The following is a 25,282-nucleotide window of genomic DNA, read 5'->3' on the forward strand; positions in this document are numbered from 1 at the left end:
GGCTTAGTCCATCCACAAGCCGGTGCGCTTGTGCCAGTCGGCGATCGATTCTTCGGGATAGAGCTCGAACACCTTGTCGTTCTTGCCGATCGCCGGTTCGACCCAGCTCGCCTTGTATTTCAGCATCAGATGCACCTTTTCCGGCGGCTTCGGCAGGTCGCTGTCGATCGCCGAGGCGAAGGGGTGGACGAGGTCCGGCCAAGTCGGGTCGTAGAGCCAGAGCGCGGCGCCGCATGTCTTGCAGAAATTGCGCTCGCCGGTCGAGACCTCGCAGTGCGGATGCTCGTCGTCCTCGATCTCAGCGCGGTAGACGCCGAGATTGGGCTTGCCGGTGACCTTGAGCGTTTCGTTGTCGGCGCCGAGATTGATGGCAAAACCGCCGCCGCCCTGCTGCTTGCGGCAGATCGAGCAGTAGCAGAGCATGAACGGCACGGGCGTGTGACTTTCCACCTCGAAGCGGACGGCGCCGCAGCGGCAGGAGCCTTTGAGCAGGACAGGCATGGCGCGAAACTCCATTTCATGTCTCAACCTGTCAGCATGCTGTTGGTTGCTGCGATGACAAGGCCCATGCCGGATGAGATGATTGCGGCATGGACAATGACCGCCTCGAAGAATTGTTCGAGAGCCTGGGGCCGATCAGCATCCGAAAACTGTTCGGCGGCAAGGGCATCTATTGCGACGGCGTCATCGTCGCGGTGGTCGTGCGCGGCGAACTGATGCTGAAGGCCGACGAGGAGACGATCCCCGAATTCGAAGCCGCCGGCTGTAGCCAATGGACCTATACCGGCTCGCGGCACGGCAAGGAGGTGGCGATGCCCTATTGGAGCGTTCCCGACAGCGCCTTCGACGATCCCGACGAAATGGCGGTCTGGGCGCGGCGCGCTTATGAAGCGGGGCGGCGCGCGGGCAGATAAGGCTTACAGCGCCTTCGCGATCTCCGCCGCCAGCCGCGCATTGTTTTCGACCAGCGCGATATTGGTCTTGAGGCTGCGGCCGCCGGTGAGCTCCAAAATCCACGACAGGAGGAACGGCGTTACCGCCTTGCCGGTGATGTTCTGCGCTTCGGCCGCCTTCTGCGCGGCCTGGATGTAGCCGTCCATCTCGGCTGCCGGGATCTCATCGTTCTGCGGCACCGGATTGGCGACCAGGATGCCGCCGCCGAGGCCGAGCGCCTGCCGGATATGATAGAAATGCGCGATATCTTCAGGCGCATGCAACGTCAGCGGCGCGCGGAAGGGCGATTGCCTGGACCAGAAGGCCGGCATGGTCTCGCAGCCATGGCCGATGACTGGCACGCCGCGCGTCTCCAGCACTTCCAGCGTCTTTTCGATGTCGAGGATCGCCTTGGCGCCGGCCGAGACGACGACGACCGGCGTGCGCGCCAGCTCGTCGAGGTCGGCCGAGATGTCAAAACTCTTTTCGGCGCCCTTGTGCACCCCGCCGATGCCGCCGGTGGCGAAGACCTTTATGCCAGCCATGTGCGCGGCGATCATGGTGGCGGCCACGGTGGTGCCGCCGGTGCGCTTTTGGGCGACGGCAAAGCCGATATCGGCACGCGACAGCTTCATGGCGTCGCCGGTCATGGCAAGCGATTCGCGCTCGCCATCGGAAAGGCCAATCTTGATGCGGCCATCGACCACGGCGATCGTCGCCGGCACGGCGCCGCCATCGGCGATGATCTGCTCGACCTTGGCGGCCATCGCGCCATTGTCGGGGTATGGCATGCCGTGCGTGATGATGGTGCTTTCCAGCGCCACCACAGGCCGCCCGGCGGCAAGCGCCTCCGCCACTGGCGGATGAATGTCGATGAAGGGGCGGGCGGTTTCGGGCGTCATGTCCGTTCTCCACTCCGGAGAAAACACTCCGGCAAGATAGTTTGTGGCCCTATGCCACCACCCGTGCCTCGGGCACAAGGGCAAGCGCCTGGCCAAAACTGCCGGCGGTGAAAGACGGTACCGCCTCAGCGCTCTCGATGGCGAGCATCGCCGCGGCAACACCTTCGCGCAGTGCCCTCCGCAAAGGCAGCCCGCGCAGCAGCGCGGCAACCGTTGCTCCGGTCAGGGCGTCGCCGGCGCCGGTTACGTCGGCAACTCGTCGCGGGGAGGGCGGGTCGATGGCGAAGACGCCCGATTGGTCGAAGCCGAGCACCGGAGCACTGCCGGCCGTGATCACGCCTGCCGTCAAGCTCAGCCGCCTGAGTTCCCCGACAAGATCGCGGCCGGAAATATCCGCACCAGCCAGCGCCGCCGCCTCTCGGCGGTTCATGAACAGCAGCGAAAGATTGCCGAGCAGCGGCGCCAGCCGCACCACCTTGGCCGGCGAGATGGCGATGGCGAAAATCGGCCTGTCGCCGGCTTGCGCAACCAGACGCTCGAGGGCCGCCGTCGGCAGGTTCGCGTCGCAGAGGATCGCGTCTGCCTCGGCGATCGCCTCGCGCACCTTGGCGCGGCGGATCTGCTTGGGGAAGGCGAGGTCGTAAAGGCCCATATCGGCAAAGCCGACGATCAGCTCCCCCTCGCTGTCGATCAGCGCAGTGTAGCTCGGCGTCGTGCGGTCGAGGAACACCGCCGAAAGGTCGGCAATGCCGGCCTCGTCGATCGCCGATGCGACGGTCTCACCCGCCGCATCGCCGCCGCGCACCGAAAGCAGCGAGGCCGAGACGCCGCGCTTCACAATGCTGCGCAGCGCGTTGAAGACGCCGCCGCCGACATCCTCGCGCATGATGCCGGGATTGGATGCGGCGGGCACGTAAGGGCCCGAGACCTGGCCGCGCCGGTCGATATGGGCGCCGCCCAGCGCCAGGATGTTTGGGGATGTCGGCATGCCGCGGAGGTGACCTCGTTGATTGTTTGCGTGCGCACACTAGGTTTCCGCGCATCGCCCCGCAATCGGGTCGCGATTCGGGCCGCCCGGATAACGAGATCTCGCTTGGATCAGCAGCACTGGTTCACGCCATCTCTAATGAGACAAAAATAGAACAAATCCAGATATTGTTTGTTTTCCAGTCATTTGCTGCCTCTTGCCAGATGAGAACAAAAAAGGTACAAACTGGCAGGGATCACGGATTGTCCGGCCTTCATTGACGACCAAGGGGTGATGTATCATGGCTCAGAATAGTTTGCGGCTTGTAGAGGATAAGGCAGTGGACAAATCAAAGGCTCTGGATGCGGCGCTGTCGCAAATCGAGCGCGCTTTCGGCAAGGGCTCGATCATGCGGCTCGGCGCCAATGAGCAGGTGGTCGAGATCGAAACCGTGCCGACGGGATCGCTCGGGCTGGACATCGCGCTCGGCGTCGGCGGGCTGCCGCGCGGCCGCATCATCGAAATCTACGGGCCGGAAAGCTCGGGCAAGACGACGCTGGCGCTGCACACGGTTGCGGAAGCCCAGAAGAAGGGCGGTATCTGCGCCTTCGTCGATGCCGAGCACGCGCTCGATCCGGTCTATGCCCGCAAGCTCGGCGTAGACCTCGAAAACCTCCTGATCTCGCAGCCCGACACGGGTGAGCAGGCGCTGGAGATCTGCGACACGCTGGTGCGCTCCGGCGCAATCGACGTTCTGGTGGTCGATTCGGTGGCGGCGCTGACGCCGCGCGCCGAAATCGAGGGCGAGATGGGCGACGCGCTGCCCGGCCTGCAGGCCCGTCTGATGAGCCAGGCGCTGCGCAAGCTGACCGCATCGATCTCGCGCTCCAACACCATGGTCATCTTCATCAACCAGATCCGTATGAAGATCGGCGTCATGTTCGGCTCGCCGGAAACCACGACCGGCGGCAATGCGCTGAAATTCTACGCCTCGGTGCGCCTCGACATCCGCCGCATCGGCTCGGTCAAGGATCGCGACGAAGTGGTCGGCAACCAGACCCGCGTCAAGGTGGTGAAGAACAAGCTGGCTCCGCCCTTCAAGGTGGTCGAGTTCGACATCATGTATGGCGAGGGCGTGTCGAAGACCGGCGAGCTCGTCGATCTCGGGGTCAAGGCCGGCGTGGTCGAGAAGTCGGGCGCCTGGTTCTCCTACAATTCGCAGCGTCTCGGTCAGGGCCGTGAGAACGCCAAGCTTTTCCTGCGCGACAATCCGGACACGGCGCGCGAGATCGAGCTGGCGCTGAGGCAGAATGCCGGGCTGATCGCCGAAAAATTCCTCGAGAACGGCGGCTCCGAAGGCGGTGGTGACGACAGCTTCGAGGACGAGGCTGGCGCGATGTAGGCACTGCCGGAGTTCGGCCATAATCCGGATCCATTATCTAAAGCTGATGTAATCGAGTTCCCTAGTACTGCGTTCGAACCGCCGGCCTTCGTGCCGGCGGTTTGCGTTTGGGGGCGAGGGCACAGGCCGCCCAGCCTGAGGATTGGCCTTGGTTCCGTGTTTCTGGACAGGGTCAAGAGCTACGGCTAAAAGGCCAATCTATCTTCTGACACACGAAAGCCCATTTGCCGCCGGCCTGGCCGGCGGTTTTCGCGAAAAGGCAGTATCCATGAGTGGCGTGAACGAGATCCGGTCGACATTCCTCGACTACTTCCGCAAGGAGGGCCATGAGATCGTCGCCTCCAGCCCGCTGGTGCCGCGCAACGATCCGACGCTGATGTTCACCAACGCCGGCATGGTGCAATTCAAGAACGTGTTCACCGGCCTGGAGAAGCTGTCCTATTCGCGCGCCGCGACCGCGCAGAAGAGCGTGCGCGCCGGCGGCAAGCACAACGATCTCGACAATGTCGGCTACACCGCGCGCCATCTCACCTTCTTCGAGATGCTCGGCAATTTCTCGTTCGGCGATTATTTCAAGGAGCACGCGATCGAGCTTGCCTGGAACCTGATCACCAAGGAATTCGGCCTGCCGAAGGACAAGCTTCTGGTCACCGTCTATCACACCGACGACGAGGCGGCCGGCTACTGGAAGAAGATCGCCGGCTTCTCAGACGATCACATCATCCGCATTCCGACCTCTGACAATTTCTGGGCGATGGGCGACACCGGTCCCTGCGGTCCGTGCTCGGAGATATTCATCGATCGCGGCGAGCATATCTGGGGCGGTCCGCCCGGCAGCCCGGAGGAGGACGGCGACCGGTTCCTCGAATTCTGGAACCTGGTGTTCATGCAATATGAGCAGGTGACGAAAGACGAGCGCATCGACCTGCCGCGCCCGTCGATCGACACCGGCATGGGCCTGGAGCGCATGGCTTCGATCCTTCAGGGAGTGGAGAGCGTCTTTGAGACCGACCTGTTCCGGCATTTGATCGATGCGGCATGCTCGGCGCTAGGGCACGGTCACAACCAGGAGAACGCAGCATCCTTCCGCGTGATCGCGGATCATTTGCGCTCGTCATCCTTCCTGGTGGCCGACGGCGTGCTGCCCTCCAATGAAGGCCGCGGCTATGTGCTGCGTCGCATCATGCGTCGCGCCATGCGCCACGCGCAGCTGCTCGGCGCCAAGGAGCCGCTGATGTGGAAGCTGGTGCCCGCGCTGGTGCGCGAGATGGGCCAGGCCTATCCGGAACTGGTGCGTGGCGAAGCGCTGATCACAGAGACGCTGAAGCTCGAGGAGACGCGCTTCCGCAAGACGCTGGTCCGCGGTCTCGGCCTGCTTTCGGAGGCGACGGAACAGCTGCACGCCGGCGACATGCTGGATGGCGAGACGGCCTTCAAACTCTACGACACCTATGGCTTCCCGCTCGACCTGACGCAGGATGCGCTGCGCCAACGCGACATCTCGGTCGATCTTGCCGGCTTCACCGCTGCGATGGAGCGGCAGAAGGCGGAAGCGCGCGCGCACTGGGCGGGGTCGGGCGAAGCGGCGACCGAGACGGTCTGGTTCCCGGTGCGCGAGCAGACCGGCGCCACCGATTTCCTCGGTTACGAGACGGAAGAGGCGGAAGGCCTGATCCAGGCCTTGGTCAAGGATGGCAAGATCGTCGACAGCGCCGGGCAGGGCGACGCGGTTGCCGTCGTCGTCAACCAGACGCCGTTCTATGGCGAATCCGGTGGCCAGATGGGCGATACCGGCATGATGTCCGGCGACGGCTTCTCGATCGAGGTCACCGACACGCAAAAGAAGGCCGACGGGCTCTTCGTGCATTTGGGCAAGGTGACGGGCGGTACGATCAAGACCGGCGCTGCCGTGGAGCTAAAGGTCGATCACGCGCGCCGTTCGAAGCTGCGCGCCAATCACTCCGCGACGCATCTCATCCACGAGGCGCTGCGTGAGGTGCTGGGCACCCATGTCGCGCAGAAGGGTTCGCTGGTCGCGCCTGATCGCCTCCGCTTCGACATCTCGCACAACAAGCCGATCTCGGCCGAGGAGATCGAGGATGTCGAGCGCATGGCCAACGAGATCGTTGTGCAGAACAGTCCGGTGACGACGCGGCTGATGTCGGTGGACGATGCTATTGCCGAGGGCGCGATGGCGCTGTTCGGCGAGAAATACGGCGACGAGGTGCGCGTCGTTTCGATGGGCACCGGCCTGCACGGCGCCAAGGCCAACCGTCCCTATTCGGTCGAGCTCTGCGGCGGCACGCATGTCAGGTCGACCGGCGATATCGGCCTTGTGCGCATCCTGTCGGACAGCGCGGTCGCCGCCGGCGTGCGCCGCATCGAGGCGCTGACCGGCGAGGCGGCGCGCAAGCATCTCGACGAGCAGGACAAGCGCCTGAAGGCAGCCGCGGCGACCTTGAGGATCTCGCCGGCCGACGTTCCGGCGCGTGTCGAGACTTTGCTCGAGGAGCGCAAGAAACTCGAGAAAGAGCTCACCGAGGCGCGCAAGAAACTGGCCCTTGGCGGCGGCGCGGCCGTTGCCGATGCTCCGGCCACCAACGAGACGGTTGCGGGTGTCGGCTTCCTCGGCAAAGCGGTCAGCGGTGTCGCGCCGAAGGACCTGAAGCCGCTTGCGGATGCCGGCAAGAAGACGCTGGGCTCCGGCGTGGTCGTCTTTATCGGCGCCGGCGAGGACAACAAGGCGAGCGTGGTGGTCGGCGTCACCGACGACTTGACCGGCCGCTTCAGCGCTGTCGATCTCGTCCGTGTTGCGTCCGCCGCGCTTGGCGGGCAGGGCGGCGGCGGGCGTCCCGATATGGCGCAAGCCGGCGGCCCCGACGCCTCCAAGGCGGACGACGCCATCGCGGCGGTAAAGGCGGCGCTCGAAGCCGCTTAGTGTTCCTGTGTCAGGAAGGCTTTGCCGCTTTCAGGGCGCGCGCCATTCTGACAGAGTCGCCCCAGGTGGACAGCCAGATGAGGCAATCCGTGGCGACGGCGATCGCCCCGCGCAGGAGGAGAAGCAGCGGGCCTGGTGCCAGCAGATGCTCCTCGGCGTGACGCAGATGGGCCAGCTCTTCCTCGCGGATCGACAGGATGATGGCGTGCAGTCCGGGATCGCGCCCGGCTAGATAGTAGAGCTGGTCGTCAAGATGGCGGTGCACGGTCGCTTCGACAGCGGCGGTTCATGCCCAGATGCCTTGTGGGCCGAGCAGGGCGGTGAGAAAGCCCAACAGCCAGCCGCCCCAGCTCCAGAACTGCATGACGCGACATGGACGCGAGTTTCGCATTGGCATGGCGGCACGGAAGAAGGCGCAATGCTGGCGCTCGTGTCCAAGCATCTCCGACAAAGACGGCACGCAATCGCGCCAAAAGTGCCGGGCGACAAAGATTTGCGCTGAATAGATCCTGATCGCTCCAAACTCGCCTGCGTGGTTGACCCGGACTATCCTGGCTGTGGTCAGCGCTTCGCGACCGGAAAGCTCATGCATTGGAGAAGCTTGCCCGCCTGACGATGCGATCCCACCGGTCCTGCAAGTCTGGAAAGCGGGCAAGCAGCTTTCGCCCTTCGGCGACCTTGAGGAAATAGCCGATAATTGACGCCCTTTCGGCCGTGAAGATGTCGAGAGGGACGAGCTCGTAGTCGACGCCCTTTTGATTGAGCGCCATTCGCGCGATGCGGACATAGACGCTGTAGTGGGCGCCGTAGAGAAGAGGCTTTGCCACTTCATTCCTCTTTGGCTTGGCTGTCCCGTATCCAGACGCGCAGCGTGCCGGTGGTCTGAAAGCCGCAGTCCAGTGCGTCATCCAGCCCGCCGCCGCGTTCATACCCGACCAGCGCGCGACTTTCAGCAAACGTATTGGCTGCGGCTTGCACAGCATCTCGATAGGTCGAATTGCCATCCGTGGCAAAGACATTTGACAACCCGATCACGAGCTCGGATCTATTGGCTATGCAGCCGGCGGTGAAGCCGTCGGCCGTCCGTCGGCCAAGGATGGCGATGGCAGGGTCGGCCAGAACTGCGGTCGGAAAGACACGGCCGCTGGAGGAACCTGCGCCATCCGTCCAGGCAAGTTCCCACATCTCCAAGCTGGCTGCGTCCCCAACACGTTCCCAACCGGAGGGGGTCGTCGTTGGACGCCTTAGGTCCATCCAGATCCAGCTTGCTTCGAAGAGTTGGCTGAACCCGAGCGGTCGGAGATCCAGACGGCAGAAGCAATCCTTGACCGAAAAGCTGGTGGCAAGAACAGATGTCAGTCTGGCTATTTCTGCAAGTTGGATCGGTATGGCATCGGCATCCAAAGTGGCGGCATTGGGGTAGTAAGGAGGTGCTTGCTCATCGCTGGACCAGACGGAGCGGCTCCTCCGGCCGCTTAGCCCGTGCACCTTGAAAATAGCCTGGCAGAGGTCGGCATTGTTGCCAGCGCAAAGGCGGACCCTTTCGCTGGCAACAAGGCTCGGCACTTCTTACCCCATCGCCTTCTGCAGGTTCTCGTCGATCTTGTCGAGAAAGCCGGTGGTCGACAGCCAGGGCTGGTCGGGGCCGATCAGCAGCGACAGGTCCTTGGTCATGAAGCCGCCCTCGACGGTCTGGATGCAGACCTTTTCCAGCGTCTCGGCAAAGCGCTTGAGCTCGGCATTGCCGTCGAGCTTGGCGCGGTGGGCCAAGCCACGCGTCCAGGCGAAGATCGAGGCGATCGAGTTGGTCGAGGTTTCCTCGCCCTTCTGATGCTGGCGGTAGTGGCGGGTGACGGTGCCGTGGGCGGCTTCCGCTTCCACGGTCTTGCCGTCCGGCGTCATCAGCACCGAGGTCATCAGGCCGAGCGAGCCGAAGCCCTGCGCCACGGTGTCGGATTGCACGTCGCCGTCATAATTCTTGCAGGCCCAGACATAGCCGCCCGACCATTTCAGGCTGGAGGCGACCATGTCGTCGATCAGGCGGTGCTCGTACCAGAGTTTTCTCGCCTTGAACTCGGCCTCGAATTCCTTCTCGTAGACCTCCTGGAAGATGTCCTTGAAGCGCCCGTCATAGGCTTTGAGAATGGTATTCTTGGTCGAGAGATAGACCGGGAAGTTGCGCAGCAGGCCATAGTTCAGCGAGGCGCGAGCGAATTCGCGGATCGACTCGTCGAGATTGTACATGGCCATGGCGACGCCGGCGCCCGGCGCATCGAAGACGTCATGCTCGATCATCTGGCCGTCCTCGCCGACGAATTTGATTGTCAGCTTCCCCTTGCCCGGGAAGCGGAAGTCGGTGGCGCGGTATTGGTCGCCGAAGGCGTGACGGCCGACGACGATCGGCTTGGTCCAGCCGGGCACCAGGCGCGGCACGTTCTTCATGATGATCGGCTCGCGAAAGATGGTGCCGCCGAGGATGTTGCGGATGGTGCCGTTGGGCGACTTCCACATTTTCTTCAGCTTGAATTCCTCGACGCGCTGCTCGTCGGGCGTGATCGTCGCGCATTTCACGCCGACGCCGTATTTCTTGATGGCGTTGGCCGAGTCGACGGTCACCTGGTCATTGGTGGCGTCCCGGTTCTCGATCCCTAGATCGAAATAGTCCAGCTTGATGTCGAGATAGGGGTGGATCAGCTTGTCCTTGATGAACTGCCAGATGATGCGGGTCATCTCGTCGCCGTCGAGCTCGACGACCGGGTTCGCCACCTTGATCTTCGCCATGGAAAAATGCCTCGTTGCTGGGGATCTGAACGGCCTTGCCCGTGGCTTCGGCCGAGGTTGGGCAGCGTATATCAAAGCCTTTTTGAGCGCGCAAACCGCGATCAGCCGATCGCAGACCGGTGTCGCGCTTGTGAATGCTTCATTTTCAGGCCCGGATGTGGCAGGGGACGCCGAAACGCCGCAAACCTCATGTACGGAGAGCCATGCCAGCCGCAAACGACACCGCCAAGACCGCCGGACCGGCGATCATCCTTGTCGAGCCGCAACTCGGCGAGAATATCGGCATGGTCGCGCGCGCCATGGCGAATTTCGGCCTTTCTGAGCTGCGCCTGGTCAATCCGCGCGACGGCTGGCCGAGCGAGAAGGCGCGCGCCGCCGCCAGCCGCGCCGACCACGTCATCGATGCGACAACGGTGTTCGACGACCTTGCCTCGGCAGTGGCCGACCTCAACTTCGTCTTCGCCACCACCGCCCGCGAGCGTGACGGCTTCAAGCCGGTGCGCGGTCCGGTGGATGCGGGCAGGGCGCTCCGGGCCCGCGAGCAGGCGGGGCTGCGCACCGGAATTCTGTTCGGCCGTGAACGTTTTGGCCTCTACAATGAAGAGGTTGGTCTGGCTGACGAGATCGTCACCTTTCCCGTCGATCCCGGCTTCTCCTCGCTCAACATCGCACAGGCCGTGCTTTTGATGTCCTATGAATGGATGAAATCCGGCCTTGCCGAAGAGACCGCGACCAACTTCGCCGGACCGGAGCTCGTTCCGGCGACCAAGGAACAGCTGCACAGCCTGTTCACCTATCTCGAAGGCGCTCTCGAGGCGCGCGGCTATTTCCGCCCGGAAGAGAAGAGGCCTAAGATGGTCGACAATCTGCGCGCCGTGCTGACGCGGGCGGGATTCGCTGAGCCCGAGTTGAAGGTGCTGCGCGGCATCATCTCGTCGCTCGACAGGTTCTCGCCGGCAATGCCGCGCGGCGACGGCTCACCGGGGGATGATCCGAGGCGGGCGCCGGCTACGCGCAAACGAACAACGGACAAAGAAAGTTAAAATCCGTAAGCTCCGAACCTTCAAGGTAACCGAATATTATGCGGTTTGGTTCATCGTTCTCGAAACGATGGGGCAGCAGATGTTTACGTCCAATATTGGCCGTCTGCATTTCTTCTTCTATTCGCTAGGTTTGTTCATAGCGGAAGCGGTAGCGATCGTGCTCTGCATTGCCGCAACGACCGGCTTCGCGGGATTGATCAATTCGATGCCGGGTCCGTCGCGGCAAAGCCTGGCCGGCGCCGCGCGTGTTGTGTCGCTCGTCTTCGTCGCGCTGCGCGGCAACATCGCATGGCGCCGCAGCCGCGATGCCGATGGTTCAGGCTGGATCCTCTGGTCCTATATCGTCTTTTCCGGCATCTATGGCTTGCTGCAGGCGGGCACGCTTCTGGTTATCGATTTTGGCAATCCTGAGAGCGCGCCCGGTGGCCTGAACCTGCTCGGCCTTGCCATATTCGGCCTCTGGTGCACGATCCTGTGGGCAAAGCCTGTGGCCGGCAGCAACATCGATGAGCTGACCGAGGCTTTCGACTTTGAAGGCTCGTTGCCGGCGGAGGCGCGCCCCGCGAGGGCGACAGCGAGCGTCGCTCCAGCTGCGCCACGGACTGCTGCGCAACCCGCGCGTCCGGCGCCGGCGCCGGCGCCGCAGCCGTTTGGCCGGGCGCGACCCGCCGGCTTCGGCAAGCGGGGGCTCTGAGTTGCGCAAAAGCTGCTGGCATCTGCCACTTCAAGACCATGATCGTTCAGGATAGAAGCGCGGTTGGCCAAATCTCGGGTCAGCTTCTTCCTGTAGTCGGATGACAATGAACGATCGATCAAACCAGCGTCCGATCCTGATGTTCGATTCCGGTGTCGGCGGACTGACGGTGCTGCGCGAGGCGCGCGTCCTGATGCCGGATCGGCGCTTCGTCTATGTCGCCGACGACGCGGCTTTTCCTTACGGCGCATGGGAAGAGCCGGCGCTCAAGGAGCACATACTCGCCCTGTTCGGCAAATTGCTCGACCGTCTGCAGCCGGCGATCTCAGTGATCGCCTGCAACACCGCCTCGACCCTGGTGATCGATGCGCTGCGGGAAAAATTTCCCGGTCATCTGTTTGTCGGAACGGTGCCCGCGATCAAGCCGGCGGCCGAGCGCACGCGGTCCGGCCTGGTTTCGGTGCTGGCGACCCCGGGCACGGTTAAGCGTCAGTACACGCGTGACCTGATCAGCAAATGGGCGCAGAAATGCCATGTCCGGCTCGTCGGCAGCGACAGGCTTGCCGCATTGGCCGAGATCTATATGCGCGAAGGTTTTGTCGACGAGGAAGCCGTGCGCGCCGAGATCGCGCCCTGCTTCATCGAGCACGACGGGCAGCGCACCGACATCGTCGTGCTCGCCTGCACGCATTATCCGTTCCTGGCCAACCGCATGCGCAAGACCGCTCCGTGGCCGGTCGACTGGATCGATCCGGCGGAAGCCATTGCCCGGCGCGCCATGTCGCTGCTGCAGCCTATCGGCGAACCGTCGGGCGAGACCGAGCCCGATATCGCCCTCTTCACCTCTGGTAAGGTGGATTTCGCCACGCGCAGGCTCATCCAGGGCTTTGGGCTGACCTCGCGCTAGCTGGAACTGCGATAGCGCCGCAGCGTTTCTCTTCCCACTACCGCACAGGGGAGAAATCGCATGCCAGCCAAATCGCAAGCCCAACAGAAGGCAGCCGGCGCAGCCCTTTCGGCCAAGCGCGGCGAGACCAAGAAAACCGAGCTTAAGGGTGCTTCGCGCGAGATGTACGAGTCCATGAGCGAGAAGCAACTCGAGGAGTTCGCCGAGACCAAACGCAAGGGACTGCCTAGCAAGAAGTCATGAACTCCTGCCTGGCTCTCAAGTTGGTGCCTGGATAGGAAACCGCGGCATGCCATGACGTGGCGGATCTGCTTTCGGCCATGCCAGTGCCTTCGCCGGGCTGCGGCTTTCTGACGGCAGAATAGTGGAGCCGGTGCGTCGCCGATCACGAGCTTGACACCGGTTAAATCTCTGTTTAACAGGGCCACCAACACCGGGCGGCGACGTCCGGTGGTTTCTTTTGCATGGGCAAGACCTCACCGGAAGCCAGTCTGTCGGCGGTCTTGTTCGAACTGACGTGTCCCGTGGGTTTTCCGTCGCGTTGCGTGGGAAAACCCTGTCAGGCCTCGAAAACGGAGGCCAGAGGAGGGCGCGTTTCCTTCACCCGGAGCCATGGGGCCCCGGGTCATATCGTTTTGAAAGGGAATGCGATGAGCAAGCGCGAATCCGCGAAATACAAGATCGACCGCCGTCTCGGCGAAAATATCTGGGGCCGTCCGAAGTCCCCGGTCAACAAGCGCGAATACGGCCCCGGACAGCATGGCCAGCGCCGCAAGGGCAAGCTTTCCGACTTCGGCCTGCAGCTGCGCGCCAAGCAGAAGCTCAAGGGCCACTATGGCGACGTTTCGGAAAAGCAGTTCCGCAAGGTCTATGAGGAAGCCAACCGCCGCAAGGGCGACACCTCCGAGAACCTGATCGGCCTGCTCGAGTCGCGTCTCGACGCGATCGTCTATCGCGCCAAGTTCGTGCCGACCATCTTCGCGGCCCGCCAGTTCGTCAACCACGGCCACGTCAACGTCAACGGCAAGCGCACCAATATCGGTTCGTACCGCTGCAAGCCGGGCGACGTCATCGAGGTGCGCGAGAAGTCGAAGCAGCTCGTCATCGTGCTGGAATCGGTAGGCTTGGCCGAGCGTGACGTGCCGGACTATATCGAGGCCGACCACAACAAGATGACCGCGACCTACAACCGCGTTCCCGGCCTGGCGGATGTTCCGTTCGCCGTCCAGATGGAACCGAACCTGGTCGTCGAATTCTATTCGCGCTGATCCGACCAATCGGCGACACCCATCCAAGGCCGCCCTCGAGGCGGCCTTTTCTTTGTTTGTCGCGTCGGCCACGGCGGCAATTCCACCCTGGTCATTTTTTTAGCCGCAATTCCGCGACGGCTAGTGATTCCACTTGGCTGCAAAATGCTCTAAGCGAAGCGGCAACAGAACCGTGGGCACCTGCGCCATGAATATGCTGCCAAACGTCAAATCGCTTGAGCCGATCGCCGACGAGCCGGAAGGCGGATTCCATCCGCTGTTCCGCGACGTGCCATCCTCGGTCGAGTTCAACAAACTGCGCAAGCGGCTGCTGCGGCTCACGCGCCAGGCGATCGAAGACTTCGCCATGGTCAAGCCCGGCGAGCGCTGGCTGGTGGCGCTCTCCGGCGGCAAGGATTCTTATGGCCTGCTTGCCTTGCTGCTCGATCTCAAATGGCGCGGGCTGCTGCCGGTCGAGCTGCTTGCCTGCAATCTCGACCAAGGTCAGCCGAATTTCCCGAAGCACATCCTGCCGGACTACCTCGGCGCCAACGGCATTGCGCATCGCATCGAGTACCAGGACACCTATTCGGTGGTCACCGACAAGCTGCCCGAGGGCAGCACCTATTGCTCGCTCTGCTCGCGGCTGAGACGCGGCCACCTCTACCGCATCGCGCGCGAGGAGGGTTGCACCGCGCTTGTGCTCGGCCACCACCGGGAGGACATCCTCGAAACCTTTTTCATGAACCTCTTCCATGGCGGGCGTCTCGCCGCCATGCCGCCGAAGCTTCTCAATGACGAGGGCGACGTCATGGTTCTGCGCCCGCTCGCCTATTGCGCCGAGGCGGATCTCGAGAAATTCGCCAATGCACTGAAGTTCCCAATCATCCCGTGCGATCTCTGCGGCAGCCAGGAAGGGCTGCAGCGCAACGCCATGAAGGCGATGCTCGACGATATCGAGAAGCGTATGCCTGGCCGCAAGGACACGATGATCCGCGCGATGACCAATGTGCGACCCTCGCATCTGCTCGACCGAAAACTGTTCGACTTCGCCGCGCTCGATGTGCGCCTTACCATGGGAAAAGACATTTCCGATGACGTTTGACATGCAAGCGATCGACTGGCTGGCCGAGCTTCTAGCCGACGCAGCCAAGGCCGAAATCATGCCGCGCTTCCGCCGATTGGGCGAGGGCGACGTTCGCCAGAAGACTTCGGCCGCCGATCTGGTGACGGAGGCGGACGTCAACGCCGAAAGGCTGATCACTGCCAGGCTGCGCGAGCGTTACCCTTCAGCGATGATCCTCGGCGAGGAGGCCTGTTCCGACAATCCGGCCTTGCTCAAAGGGCTCGGCGATGCCGAACTCGCCTTCGTCATCGATCCGGTCGACGGCACCTTCAACTTCGCCTCCGGCGTGCCGCTGTTCGGCGTCATGCTGGGCGTCGTGGTCAACGGCGAGACGGTTGCCGGCATCATCCACGATCCGGTCGGCAACGACTGGCTGATCGGCGCCAAGGGGGCGGGCAGCCATATCCGCCACGCACATGGCGCGCTGGAGAGGGTGCGGGTCGCCGAGCCGGTGCCGATCGCCGAGATGACCGGCGCGATCTCGTGGCAGTATCTGAAGGAACCGGAGCGCTCGCGGCTCGCCCGCAACCACACAAAGGCGCTGTCGCAGTTCGGCTATCGTTGCGCCGCGCACGAATACCGGCTGCTGGCGAGCGGCCATGCGCATTTCGTCGTCTACAACAAGCTGATGCCGTGGGACCATCTGGCCGGCGTGCTGATCCATCAGGAGGCCGGTGGTTATGCGGCGCGGATCGACGGCGATGCCTATCTGCCGTCGCATGTCGACGGCGGGTTGTTGGTTGCGCCAGACAAGGATAGCTGGAACGAACTGCGGCGCGAGCTCTGGGCGGAATAGGATCGATTGCGCCAGCGAGGGCCAGCCGGTCGCCTGGAAGATGTCGACCTACGACCTCACGCAAATCCGGAGATGTGAATGGGCACCCGGTCCGCGATGGTCGCTCTGGCTCTCGCCATCGCCGTGACGATCACGGGTGCTGACGAAGCAGCGGCACGGGAGCGCGCCTGCGGCAGTCGCGATCCCGTAAACTCCATGGCGGAAATGTCGGCTGCCATTTACGCCTGCTGGCGGCCGCCCCGCGGAACTGCCGGCCTGTCCTTGACCCTGCGGTTCTCGCTCCGCCGAGACGGAACGCTCATTGGCAAGCCGCGCGCGACCTTCTCCGTACTCGGATCGAACGATGCATTGAACAGAGCCTTCGTTGCCTCAGTCCTCGAGGCTCTCGATAAAGCCCTGCCGTTACCCTTTACCGAGAGCATGGGCGAGGCGATCGCAGGGCGCATACTTTCGCCCCGCTTCACGGTTGCGCTTGAACGAAAATCCTGAGCGGGTGGCCGTAGGCGAGGGTTTCACACCGGCGGATTGTGGGGCTGGAACAGCCTTCCGCGCTCGGCGATCAGGATCATCAGCAGGGCGGCGAGGGAAACGCTGCAGAAGCCGGCGGCCAATGGCGTGACCGTGCCGTTATAGGCCTGGCCTATCAGCGTTCCGAGCAGGCCGCCGAGAAAGGTCTGCATGAAGCCGAGGATGGAGGACGCCGTGCCGGCAAGCTCGCCGAGCGGCTCCATCGCAAGCGCGTTGAAATTCGCGCCGAGACAGCCAAATGGAACCATCGCGCCGGCAAAGAAGGCGATGAACAGCCAGAGCGGCATCTCGATCTCGAGCGAGACGACGAGCCAGACCAGGCTGATGGCGAGGAAGAGCAGCAGCGCGCTCTGCGACAGGCGCCGCATGCCGACCTTGCCGACGAGCCGCGCGTTGAGGAAGTTCGAGAAGGCGAGCACGCCCGCGACGCCGGCGAAGATCAGCGGAAACAGCTCGCCGACATGGAAGACTTCGAGATAGATCTGCTGCGCGGAATTGATGAAGCCGAACATGGCGCCGAAGATGAAGGTGCTGGCAAAGGCATAGCAAAGCGCGATGCGGTTGGTGAGCACGATGCGGAAGCCGCCGACGACGGCGTTGACGGTTAAGGGCCGCCGGTATTCCGGATGCAGCGTCTCCGGCAAGCGCAACAGCGACCATGCCGACACGATGAGCGCGCCGACGGCCATGGTGACGAAGATCCAGTGCCAGGTGGCGAAAAGCATGATGAACTGGCCGATGCCGGGCGCGACGACCGGTATCGCCATGAACACCATGAAGATCAGAGACATGACCTCGGCCATGCGGCGGCCCTCGAAGGTGTCGCGCACGATGGAGACAGCGATGACGCGGGTGGCCGCCGCGCCGATGCCTTGCACGACACGGCAGGCGAGCAGGGTGGCAAAGGTCGGAGCAACAGCAGCGGCCGCTACCGCCGCCACATAGATGATCAGGCCGGCGACCAGCGGCGCACGGCGGCCGAAACGATCGGAAACCGGACCGAAGAAGAGCTGACCGGTGCCGAAGCCAAGGATGTAGGCTGTGATCACATACTGGCGGTGGTTTTCATTCTCGACGCCGAGCGAGGCGCCGATCTGCTGCAGTGCCGGCAGCATGATGTCGATGGCGAGCGAATTGAGCGCCATCAGCGCCGCGCAGAGCGCAATGAATTCCCAGCGCGGAATGGGCAAGCTTTTTGCCGACTGCTGCGCTAGTGCCTGATTGTCCACGGCAAAATCCGATCAATCAAACGAACACGCGCCGGTCGACCGGCGCATCAATTCGTCTCGTTCTCGAGTTCGAAAGCCAAAGTGCCGAGGTGGGGCGGCCCCGGATGTCATCGCGCAGCCGGCTGGGCCGGCCAGCGCGAGCTCAAATCAGGCGGCGCCTTTGACGCTGACGCCTTTTTCGACCAGGAAATCCTGCAGCTCGCCGGCCTGGAACATCTCGCGCACGATGTCGCAACCGCCGACGAACTCGCCCTTGACGTAGAGCTGCGGAATGGTCGGCCAGTTGGAATAGTCCTTGATGCCCTGGCGCAGCTCGGCCGAGGTCAGCACGTTCACGCCTTTGTAGTCGACCCCGACATAGTCGAGGATCTGCACCACCTGGCCGGAGAACCCGCACTGCGGGAAGCCGGGGGTGCCCTTCATGAAGAGCACGACGTCGTTGCTCTTCACTTCGCTGTCGATGTAGTCGTTGATGCCGCTCATGGGGGAATCCTTTCACGCCTGTGGGAGTCAGGCTCGAAGCATGTCCATCAAATAAACCCATAGGTTGGCTGAAACAAGACGTTAGCCGCGACGCACCCGAAATGGCGCAAAGCTTTGGTCCGCCATTGGGCCAAATCCGCCAGCCGGAACTCTTCCCACAAGCGGGCCGGCAGGCCGGTTCTCTTGTCCCGGTGCCGCTGACGGTTTCCCAGGTGCGCACGCGCCAGAATTATAGCTATAGCTAAATCTTGAAGCATGCGCTATCCTTGCCAGTGCCTTGGAGGAACGCGGATATGCGCGAAACGAAATCGCTGCTGGAACAAAAGCTCGATCGAAGGCTGCTTCTGGCCGGTGGCCTGGCGGCCGGCGGTACGGCGGTGATGGCGACCGCGGCGCGCGGGCAGACCGACCACGCCGGTCACGGAACGCCAGGGGCGGCCGAACCGCAGCCGGCGCACCTGTCCGCGCATGGGGCGATGATCACCGTCGGCGAGGTCGAGGATAGCCGCAACGGATTCGATCCGGTGAAGCTGCTGAGCCACTGGGAGACCGGGACGGTGTCGACGCTGCCGGACGGGCGGACACTGCGCAGCTTCGAGGTCACGGCCGAGGACAAGGAGATCGAGATCGCGCCCGGCATCCTGTTCCCCGCCTGGACCTACAATGGCCGCGTGCCGGGGCCGACGCTGCGGGCCACCGAAGGCGATCGCTTGAAGATCGTCTTCCGCAACAACGGCTCGCATCCGCATTCCATGCATTTCCACGGCATTCACGCAGCACGGATGGACGGCGTTCCCGGCGCCGGTTTGATCGGGCCGGGCGAGGAGTTCGTGTACGAGTTCGACGCCAGGCCGTTCGGCTGCCACCTCTATCATTGCCATGCGCTGCCGCTGAAGCGGCACATCCAGAAAGGTATGTACGGCGCCTTCATCATCGATCCCGATCCCGCCAGGCATCCGGAGCACGAGGCGGTCGCCCGCTCGCGCCTGCTCGGCACGCCGGAGAATGCCGGCTGGCAGGAATTCGTAATGGCGATGAACGCCTTCGACACCAATTTCGACAACGAGAACGAGGTCTATGCCGTCAACACCGTCGCCCATGCCTACGCGAAGAAGCCGATACGGGTGCTGAAGGACAAGCCTGTCCGGATCTATCTCGTGAACGTGGTCGAGTTCGACCCGATCAACTCCTTCCATCTGCATGCCAATTTCTTCGACTACTACAATCAGGGCACGACGCTGACGCCGACACTCAGGACCGTCGATCTGATCACCCAGTGCCAGGCCGAGCGCGGTATCCTCGAGTTCCATTTCAGGGAGCACGAGCCAGGCCTCTACATGTTCCATCCCCACCAGTCGGAGTTTACCGAACTCGGCTGGTCGGGCATGTTCGACGTCGTGGAGGCCTTGTCGTGACCGATGTCAGTAGCACCTCCCGGGATACACAGGCCGGTCGGCCGCGCTGGCTCTCTCTGCTCTGGATAGTACTGCCGCTCGCCGTACTCGGGCTCGCGGTTGCGTGGATGGTCTCTTCCGACCCGTTGGCCAGCTTTCGCAACGGCGCGCCGCCGGTCGAGAACCTGACCTTCGAGCGGACAATTATCGGAAACGACGGCATTCGAATCCTCGTGCGGGCCGGTGGGTCGGAACCGATGACGATCGCACAGGTCCAGGTCGACGACGCTTACTGGCAGTTCACGCAGGATCCGCCGGGGCCGATCCCGCGCGGCGCAACGGCATGGATCAGCCTGCCATACCCCTGGGTGCTGGGGGAGGCGCATGCGATCAATGTCGTAACCAGTACCGGGACAACATTCGGGCACGATATCGCCGTCGCCGTACCCACACCGACGCGCAGTTCTCCTAGCTTTGCCGCGCAAGCGGTGCTGGGCGGCTTTGTCGGCATCCTGCCCGTGGCGATCGGCCTGATGTTCTATCCGGCACTACGCGGGGTCGGGCGGAACGGCATGGACTTTCTCCTGTCGATGACCGTCGGTCTGCTCGCCTTCCTTTTCGTCGACACGCTCGAGGACGCGTTCGAACTGGCCGGCGAAGCAGCCGCCCTGTTCCAGGGGTCGACCATGATCGTACTCGCAGCCACCGCCAGTTTCCTTCTGCTCATGGCGGCAGGCCGGCGCAGCGGGACACCGACCGGGCTGGCGCTTGCCACCTTCATCGCACTCGGCATCGGCCTGCACAATCTCGGCGAAGGGCTGGCGATCGGCGCCGCCTTCGTCTCGGGCGCAGCCGGGCTCGGCACGTTCCTGGTGCTTGGCTTCACCTTGCACAACATCACCGAAGGCATCGCCATCGCCGCCCCGATCCTGAAGCAGCGACCGCCGCTCAGGACCTTCGCCATGTTGACGCTGCTCGCGGGAGGTCCCGCCGTCGTCGGCCTATGGATCGGCAGCCTCGCCTATGCGCCGCAATGGTCGGCGCTGGCGCTGGCGATCGGCGCCGGAGCGATCCTGCAAGTGATCGTCGAGATGGTTTCGCTGCAGCTTCGCCAGCGCCCCGATGGCTCGCGCGCCTTGCTCGCACCGGCTGCGATGGCCGGGCTGACAGCCGGGGTCGGCTTCATGTACCTCACGGCGATGCTGGTAAAGATCTGAACAACCGCGGCGTCAACACTCAGTCCGGAACGCTGGTCTGCAGGGCGAGCGCATGCAGCACGCCGCCCATATTGCCTTTCAGCGCGTCATAGACCATCTGGTGCTGCTGGACGCGGCTTTTGCCGCGGAAGCTCTCGGCCACCACTTCGGCAGCGTAGTGGTCGCCGTCACCAGCCAGATCGCGAATTGTCACCTTGGCGTCCGGAATGCCTTCCTTGATCAGTCGTTCGATGTCGTGCGCATCCATTGCCATGGCAGAAATCCTGTTTTCGAGCGGGCGCAGCCCGTGCGATGAGAGTCGGGGATAAGCGTAGAGCCTTTCCGGTCCGGATTGAAGCGGTTCCATCCGTGACCGAGGCTTCACGGGACATTCCGATCCGGCTGAGCCGCGTCGCCGGCGGACACATCCTCGCGCGTCGAGTAGGCGCGACCGAGGCTGAAGGTCAGCACGTAGAGCGGCACGTTTATCGCGATGCCGACCATCGGCAAGTAGCTCGTCCACTGCCAGACCGGGGAGAAAAACGGCCGGCCGTAGCCATCGCACATAAGCGAAGAACCATACGCCCAAAGCGCTCCGATGGCGGTTGCAATGGCGAAGAGCTTGACGCAAGTGACGATATGCCTTGCCCGAGCCGGCTCCGGCAAAAGGCGCTGCCACAGCACCAGGCACAAAACAGGAATGGCGTAGACGAGGTCCTGAGCGGCCAGCAACGGGATTGCGCCGTTCGCCGCAGCAAGGAACTCGGCTCGCGTTTCGAGCCTTGGACAGACCTCGCTCGAGGTCGTCGACAGCAGCAGAAAGACGAACGGGCCGAGGAACCAGAAAAAGAACAGCGACGGCCAGAAAACAGCTGCAAGCAGCGCCCGGACCGCCAGCCTGGTCAAATGGCCTGATCCATGAAGCGCGGGAACCAGCCCTCATGGGCGGCGGTCAATTCGCTGACCGGAACGGCACGCGCCTCGCCGAGCTTCAGCATGTCGCCACCGGTCGTGCCGATCCACGGCGCGAAGATGCCGAGCATGCCCTGCTCCGCGCGGATCCTGTCCCATTCGCCGCTTTGCGGGTCGATCGACAAGGTCAGGAGATAACGTCCTTGGTCCTCGCCGAACCAGACCGGGATCGGATCGGTGCCGGTGAGACCGGGAATGGTGGCGCCGATGCCGGATGCCATCGCCATTTCGGCCAGCGCCACGGCAAGGCCGCCGTCGGAGACGTCGTGCGCGGCAGTCACGATGCCGGAAGCGATCAGCGCGCGCACATGGTCGCCGACGCGCTTTTCATGTTCGAGGTCGACGGGCGGCGGCGAACCGTCGGCGCGGCCGTGGATGTCGCGCATATAGGCGGACTGGCCGAGATGGCTGCCCCATGTCGGCGGCGAGCCGACCAGCACGATCATCTGGCCCTCGGCGGCAAAGCCGACGCGGGCCATCTTCGACCAATCGGCGATCAGCCCGACGCCGCCGATGGTCGGCGTCGGCAGGATGCCGCGGCCATTGGTTTCGTTGTAGAGCGAGACATTGCCGGAGACGATCGGGAAGCCGAGCGCGCGACAGGCGTCGCCGATACCCTTAACCGCTCCGACAAACTGGCCCATGATCTCCGGCCGCTCCGGATTGCCGAAATTAAGATTGTCGGTGGCGGCAAGCGGCAGGGCGCCCGTTGCCGTCAGGTTGCGCCAGCATTCGGCGACGGCCTGCTTGCCGCCCTCATACGGGTCGGCCTCGCAATAGCGCGGCGTGACGTCGGAAGAGAAGGCGAGCGCCTTGGTTGGATGGCCTTCGACGCGCACCACGCCGGCATCGCCGCCTGGGAGCTGCAGCGAATTGCCCTGAATCAGCGTGTCATACTGCTCCCACACCCAGCGGCGCGAAGAGAGGTCCGGTCCGCCCAGCATCTTGAGCAACGCGTCAGCGACGTCGGCCTTGGGCGCGTCATTCGCTGCAAGCGGCGCCGGCTTCTTCGTTTCGACCCAGGGGCGGTCATATTCCGGCGCCTGGTCGCCCAGTTCCTTGATCGGCAGGTTGGCGACCTCGTCGCCGTGGTGCAGCACGCGGAAGCGCAGGTCGTTGGTGGTCGTCCCGACGATGGCGAAGTCGAGGCCCCATTTGCGGAAGATCGCCTCGGCTTCCTCCTCTTTCTCGGGGCGCAGCACCATCAACATGCGCTCCTGGCTTTCCGACAGCATCATCTCGTAGGCGCTCATGCGCTCCTCGCGCACCGGCACCTTGTCGAGATCGAGCTCGATGCCGAGATCGCCCTTGGCGCCCATCTCGACCGCCGAGCAGGTGAGCCCGGCCGCACCCATGTCCTGGATGGCGATGACCGCGCCCGACGCCATCAGCTCGAGGCAGGCCTCCAGCAGGCACTTTTCGGTGAAAGGGTCGCCAACCTGTACGGTCGGCCGCTTCTCCTCGATCTTGTCGTCGAACTCGGCCGAGGCCATGGTGGCGCCGCCGACGCCGTCGCGCCCGGTCTTGGCGCCGAGATAGACGACCGGCAGGCCGACGCCCTTGGCCTGCGACAGGAAGATGGCGTTGGTTTTGGCGAGGCCGGCCGCGAAGGCGTTGACCAAGATGTTGCCGTTGTAGCGGGCGTCGAAATTGACCTCGCCGCCGACGGTCGGCACGCCGAAGGAATTGCCATAGCCGCCGACGCCGGAAACGACTCCAGCAACCAGGTGCCGGGTCTTGGGATGGTCAGGCGCGCCGAATCGCAACGCGTTCATCGCCGCAACCGGTCGCGCGCCCATGGTGAAGACATCGCGCAGGATGCCGCCGACGCCGGTCGCGGCTCCCTGATAGGGCTCGATATAGGAGGGGTGGTTGTGGCTCTCCATCTTGAAGACGACGCAGTCGCCGTCGCCGATGTCGACCACGCCGGCATTCTCGCCGGGCCCCTGGATAACCTGCGGGCCGCTGGTGGGCAGCGTGCGCAGCCATTTCTTGGAAGACTTGTAGGAGCAGTGCTCGTTCCACATCGCCGAGAAGATGCCGAGCTCGGTGAAGCTCGGCTCGCGGCCAACCAGATCGAGGATGCGCTGGTATTCGTCGGGCTTCAGCCCATGCGCGGCGACGAGCTCGGGGGTGATCGGCACGGAATTGGATATGGTCATGAGCGGCGATTGGTATCCGTGGGAGAGGGGGCTTTTCTGAGTCTCCTCTTATCGCAAGCTTTCGAGCGATACACCCCCAAAGCACGACGAAAACGCCGGAAAACCGCTGCGCCGGCACCGGCCGGTAGCGCGAGGCGCTTAGGAAAGGGCAGGTCAGGAAAAACTGTCGTAGCCGGCGCGGCCCTCGTCGAGCAGGCGGCGGATGACCGCGACGCCACCGGCGACATCCTTGCTTTGCCCGGGTTGCGAAACACCGAAGCGGACGCCGTGGAAGACTTGCTCGGAACGACCGGCCTTGAACTCGTCCTCGTCGTCGATGAGCAAGCCCTGCGCCAGGCAGGCATTCTTGAAGGTACCCGAGAGCCAAGGATCCGGCAAGGTGAGCCAGACGAAGGGCACATTGTCCCGCGCCTTGAAATCAAAGCCAACCAGCGTCTCGCGCACGACATGGAGACGAGCTTGGATCTCGGCAATGCAGCGTCTGCGGATATCGCTGGCCTGGCCGGACATCACCAGCCTTGTTCCGACCTCCGCCAGCAGAAAGGGCAGCCCGCCGGTCATCATCTTGTGCGCCACGCGGATGCGGTGGCGGTAGGCGGGCGGGCAGGACAGCCAGCCGCCGCGCACGCCGGCCGCGACCGACTTCGACAGGCCGCCGGCGACGATCGTGCGCTCAGGGGCGTATTCGGCGAGCAGTGGCGTCGGATCGTCGGTCAATTCGCCATAGAGATCATCCTCGATCAGGACGACATTGTACTCGCGCGCTATGCGCGCGATCGCCTGGCGCCGCTCCGCCGACAGCGTCACCAGCGTCGGGTTCTTCGCCGTCGGCATCACGAACATCATCTTCGGGTGTTTTTGCGCGCAGACGCGTTCGAAATCGTCGGGATCGAGACCTTCATCGTCCGCCGAGACCAGCGCGGTACGGCGCCCGATCAGACCGGCGCTGCGCGAGATCTGCGAATAGGTGAGATGCTCGAAGACGATCGTGTCGCCAGGCGTGGTGAGCGCCGCGACCGCCGCCATCACCGCCGCATGGGTGCCAAGCGTCGGCACGATCGAATCGGGCGAGGGGTGAAAGGAATTGCGCTTGAGCCAAAGGCCGCCGGCCTCAAACCAGCGCTCCGGGAAATCCCTGGTATAGCTTGAGATGTCGTGGGGGTGCTCCTCCGCCGTCCGCGCCAGCAGTTCGGCAATCAATGCGCCTTGTCCGACATCGGGGGCGGCGGTGCTGTCGAAGCGCAGCTTGCCGCTCGGCGCATCGATGAGCCGCGTTCCGAGCGCGGCGGGCTGCAGCTCGGGCTTGGGGCTCTCCGCGCGTTGTGCGAGCACATAGGTGCCGCGCCCGACCTCCCCACTCACCAGCCCGCGCTCGCGCAGCAACTGATAGGCCCGGCCGACCGTGCCGACCGTAGTGCCAATGTCGTAGGCGAGGTCGCGCTGCGGCGGCAGTTTTGCACCCGCATCGATGACGCCCTTGTCGATATCTGACTCAATGCTGTCAGCAAGGCGCTGATAGAGAGGGCCGGAACCGGAAGCGAGGTCTGGGAGCCAATTTGTCATGGTGACAATTTTTTATATT

The 25,282-nt window shown here is 63.6% G+C and carries 24 protein-coding genes and 2 pseudogenes; 13 read left to right on the forward strand and 13 right to left on the reverse strand.

Annotated features, from left to right (window positions below; genetic code table 11):
• Positions 1–3: 3 nt before the first annotated feature.
• Positions 4–501, reverse strand: a complete 498-nt coding sequence (locus A9K66_RS23450; protein WP_067328459.1) for a GFA family protein — start codon at positions 499–501, stop codon at positions 4–6.
• A gap of 89 nt (positions 502–590) precedes the next feature.
• On the opposite strand from A9K66_RS23450, the gene A9K66_RS23455 reads away from it, so the two are divergent.
• Positions 591–914 (forward strand): TfoX/Sxy family protein, encoded by a 324-nt coding sequence (locus A9K66_RS23455; RefSeq protein WP_066995104.1) that lies wholly within the window; start codon positions 591–593, stop codon positions 912–914.
• Between the two features lie 3 nt (positions 915–917).
• Here A9K66_RS23455 and A9K66_RS23460 read toward each other — a convergent pair whose 3' ends face one another.
• Positions 918–1,835, reverse strand: a complete 918-nt coding sequence (locus tag A9K66_RS23460) for a pseudouridine-5'-phosphate glycosidase (RefSeq protein ID WP_067328289.1) — start codon at positions 1,833–1,835, stop codon at positions 918–920.
• A 49-nt stretch (positions 1,836–1,884) separates the two neighbouring features.
• Entirely contained in the window at positions 1,885–2,823 is a 939-nt protein-coding gene (locus A9K66_RS23465) for a carbohydrate kinase family protein (RefSeq protein WP_067328291.1), read from the reverse strand.
• A 280-nt stretch (positions 2,824–3,103) separates the two neighbouring features.
• Here A9K66_RS23465 and recA point away from each other — a divergent pair, with 280 nt between their 5' ends.
• Both recA and alaS read left to right on the forward strand, forming a co-directional pair.
• Entirely contained in the window at positions 3,104–4,204 is a 1,101-nt protein-coding gene (gene recA / locus A9K66_RS23470; protein ID WP_067328293.1) for a recombinase RecA, read from the forward strand.
• Positions 4,205–4,472: 268 nt separating this feature from the next.
• On the forward strand, positions 4,473–7,142 hold the full coding sequence (alaS, locus tag A9K66_RS23475) for an alanine--tRNA ligase (protein WP_067328295.1): 2,670 nt from the start codon (positions 4,473–4,475) through the stop codon (positions 7,140–7,142).
• A gap of 10 nt (positions 7,143–7,152) precedes the next feature.
• Here alaS and A9K66_RS23480 read toward each other — a convergent pair.
• The 4 genes and pseudogenes from A9K66_RS23480 to A9K66_RS23495 form a co-directional block, all read right to left on the reverse strand.
• Positions 7,153–7,734: pseudogene (locus tag A9K66_RS23480) on the reverse strand (demethoxyubiquinone hydroxylase family protein).
• 118 nt (positions 7,735–7,852) lie between these two features.
• A pseudogene (locus A9K66_RS31650) lies at positions 7,853–7,969 on the reverse strand (glutathione S-transferase N-terminal domain-containing protein); the annotation flags it as partial.
• 1 nt (position 7,970) lies between these two features.
• Entirely contained in the window at positions 7,971–8,708 is a 738-nt protein-coding gene (locus tag A9K66_RS30495; RefSeq protein WP_067328299.1) for a hypothetical protein, read from the reverse strand.
• Positions 8,709–8,711: 3 nt separating this feature from the next.
• Positions 8,712–9,923, reverse strand: coding sequence for an NADP-dependent isocitrate dehydrogenase (locus tag A9K66_RS23495; RefSeq protein WP_067328302.1), 1,212 nt, complete (start codon positions 9,921–9,923; stop codon positions 8,712–8,714).
• Between the two features lie 203 nt (positions 9,924–10,126).
• Here A9K66_RS23495 and A9K66_RS23500 point away from each other — a divergent pair, with 203 nt between their 5' ends.
• The 8 genes from A9K66_RS23500 to A9K66_RS23535 all read left to right on the forward strand — a co-directional run bounded on the left by A9K66_RS23500 (position 10,127) and on the right by A9K66_RS23535 (position 16,225).
• Positions 10,127–10,966: an RNA methyltransferase gene (locus A9K66_RS23500; RefSeq protein ID WP_067328305.1), complete on the forward strand. Its 840-nt coding sequence runs from the start codon at positions 10,127–10,129 to the stop codon at positions 10,964–10,966.
• Positions 10,967–11,045: 79 nt separating this feature from the next.
• Positions 11,046–11,660 carry a hypothetical protein gene (locus A9K66_RS30840; RefSeq protein ID WP_197507511.1) on the forward strand — a complete coding sequence of 205 codons (615 nt, stop codon included), beginning with the start codon at positions 11,046–11,048 and terminating at the stop codon, positions 11,658–11,660.
• A 106-nt stretch (positions 11,661–11,766) separates the two neighbouring features.
• Positions 11,767–12,567, forward strand: coding sequence for a glutamate racemase (murI, locus tag A9K66_RS23510; protein WP_067328310.1), 801 nt, complete (start codon positions 11,767–11,769; stop codon positions 12,565–12,567).
• A 60-nt stretch (positions 12,568–12,627) separates the two neighbouring features.
• Complete coding sequence (locus A9K66_RS23515; protein ID WP_066995133.1) at positions 12,628–12,810, forward strand: DUF3008 family protein; 183 nt, start codon at positions 12,628–12,630, stop codon at positions 12,808–12,810.
• 407 nt (positions 12,811–13,217) lie between these two features.
• Entirely contained in the window at positions 13,218–13,835 is a 618-nt protein-coding gene (rpsD, locus tag A9K66_RS23520; RefSeq protein WP_066995136.1) for a 30S ribosomal protein S4, read from the forward strand.
• Positions 13,836–14,022: 187 nt separating this feature from the next.
• Positions 14,023–14,919 (forward strand): tRNA 2-thiocytidine(32) synthetase TtcA, encoded by an 897-nt coding sequence (ttcA, locus tag A9K66_RS23525; RefSeq protein ID WP_067328461.1) that lies wholly within the window; start codon positions 14,023–14,025, stop codon positions 14,917–14,919.
• Complete coding sequence (locus A9K66_RS23530; protein WP_067328312.1) at positions 14,909–15,736, forward strand: inositol monophosphatase family protein; 828 nt, start codon at positions 14,909–14,911, stop codon at positions 15,734–15,736. The genes ttcA and A9K66_RS23530 overlap by 11 nt, the downstream gene beginning before the upstream one ends.
• A gap of 78 nt (positions 15,737–15,814) precedes the next feature.
• Positions 15,815–16,225, forward strand: a complete 411-nt coding sequence (locus A9K66_RS23535; RefSeq protein ID WP_067328314.1) for a hypothetical protein — start codon at positions 15,815–15,817, stop codon at positions 16,223–16,225.
• Positions 16,226–16,248: 23 nt separating this feature from the next.
• On the opposite strand, the gene A9K66_RS23540 is transcribed toward A9K66_RS23535, so the two are convergent.
• Positions 16,249–17,448 (reverse strand): multidrug effflux MFS transporter, encoded by a 1,200-nt coding sequence (locus A9K66_RS23540; protein WP_066995308.1) that lies wholly within the window; start codon positions 17,446–17,448, stop codon positions 16,249–16,251.
• Positions 17,449–17,640: 192 nt separating this feature from the next.
• Positions 17,641–17,976 carry a Grx4 family monothiol glutaredoxin gene (gene grxD / locus A9K66_RS23545; RefSeq protein WP_066995148.1) on the reverse strand — a complete coding sequence of 112 codons (336 nt, stop codon included), beginning with the start codon at positions 17,974–17,976 and terminating at the stop codon, positions 17,641–17,643.
• Between the two features lie 293 nt (positions 17,977–18,269).
• On the opposite strand from grxD, the gene A9K66_RS23550 reads away from it, so the two are divergent.
• Together A9K66_RS23550 and A9K66_RS23555 are read left to right on the forward strand one after the other, a co-directional pair.
• Positions 18,270–19,391 (forward strand): multicopper oxidase domain-containing protein, encoded by a 1,122-nt coding sequence (locus tag A9K66_RS23550; RefSeq protein WP_067328316.1) that lies wholly within the window; start codon positions 18,270–18,272, stop codon positions 19,389–19,391.
• Positions 19,388–20,587, forward strand: coding sequence for a ZIP family metal transporter (locus tag A9K66_RS23555; RefSeq protein WP_066995154.1), 1,200 nt, complete (start codon positions 19,388–19,390; stop codon positions 20,585–20,587). Before A9K66_RS23550 ends, A9K66_RS23555 begins: the two co-directional genes overlap by 4 nt.
• Before the next feature lie 19 nt (positions 20,588–20,606).
• Here the strand turns inward: A9K66_RS23555 and A9K66_RS23560 are convergent, their stop codons facing one another.
• From A9K66_RS23560 to A9K66_RS23575, 4 genes are all read right to left on the reverse strand, one after another.
• On the reverse strand, positions 20,607–20,840 hold the full coding sequence (locus A9K66_RS23560) for a BolA family transcriptional regulator (protein WP_023674714.1): 234 nt from the start codon (positions 20,838–20,840) through the stop codon (positions 20,607–20,609).
• A gap of 107 nt (positions 20,841–20,947) precedes the next feature.
• Entirely contained in the window at positions 20,948–21,472 is a 525-nt protein-coding gene (locus A9K66_RS23565) for a hypothetical protein (protein ID WP_067328318.1), read from the reverse strand.
• Positions 21,469–23,700, reverse strand: coding sequence for a phosphoribosylformylglycinamidine synthase subunit PurL (gene purL / locus A9K66_RS23570; protein WP_067328320.1), 2,232 nt, complete (start codon positions 23,698–23,700; stop codon positions 21,469–21,471). Before purL ends, A9K66_RS23565 begins: the two co-directional genes overlap by 4 nt.
• A gap of 153 nt (positions 23,701–23,853) precedes the next feature.
• Positions 23,854–25,263, reverse strand: a complete 1,410-nt coding sequence (locus A9K66_RS23575) for a PLP-dependent aminotransferase family protein (RefSeq protein ID WP_067328323.1) — start codon at positions 25,261–25,263, stop codon at positions 23,854–23,856.
• Positions 25,264–25,282 lie beyond the last annotated feature (19 nt).

It is taken from the genome of Mesorhizobium sp. AA23, assembly GCF_001672435.1.
Taxonomy (GTDB): domain Bacteria; phylum Pseudomonadota; class Alphaproteobacteria; order Rhizobiales; family Rhizobiaceae; genus Mesorhizobium.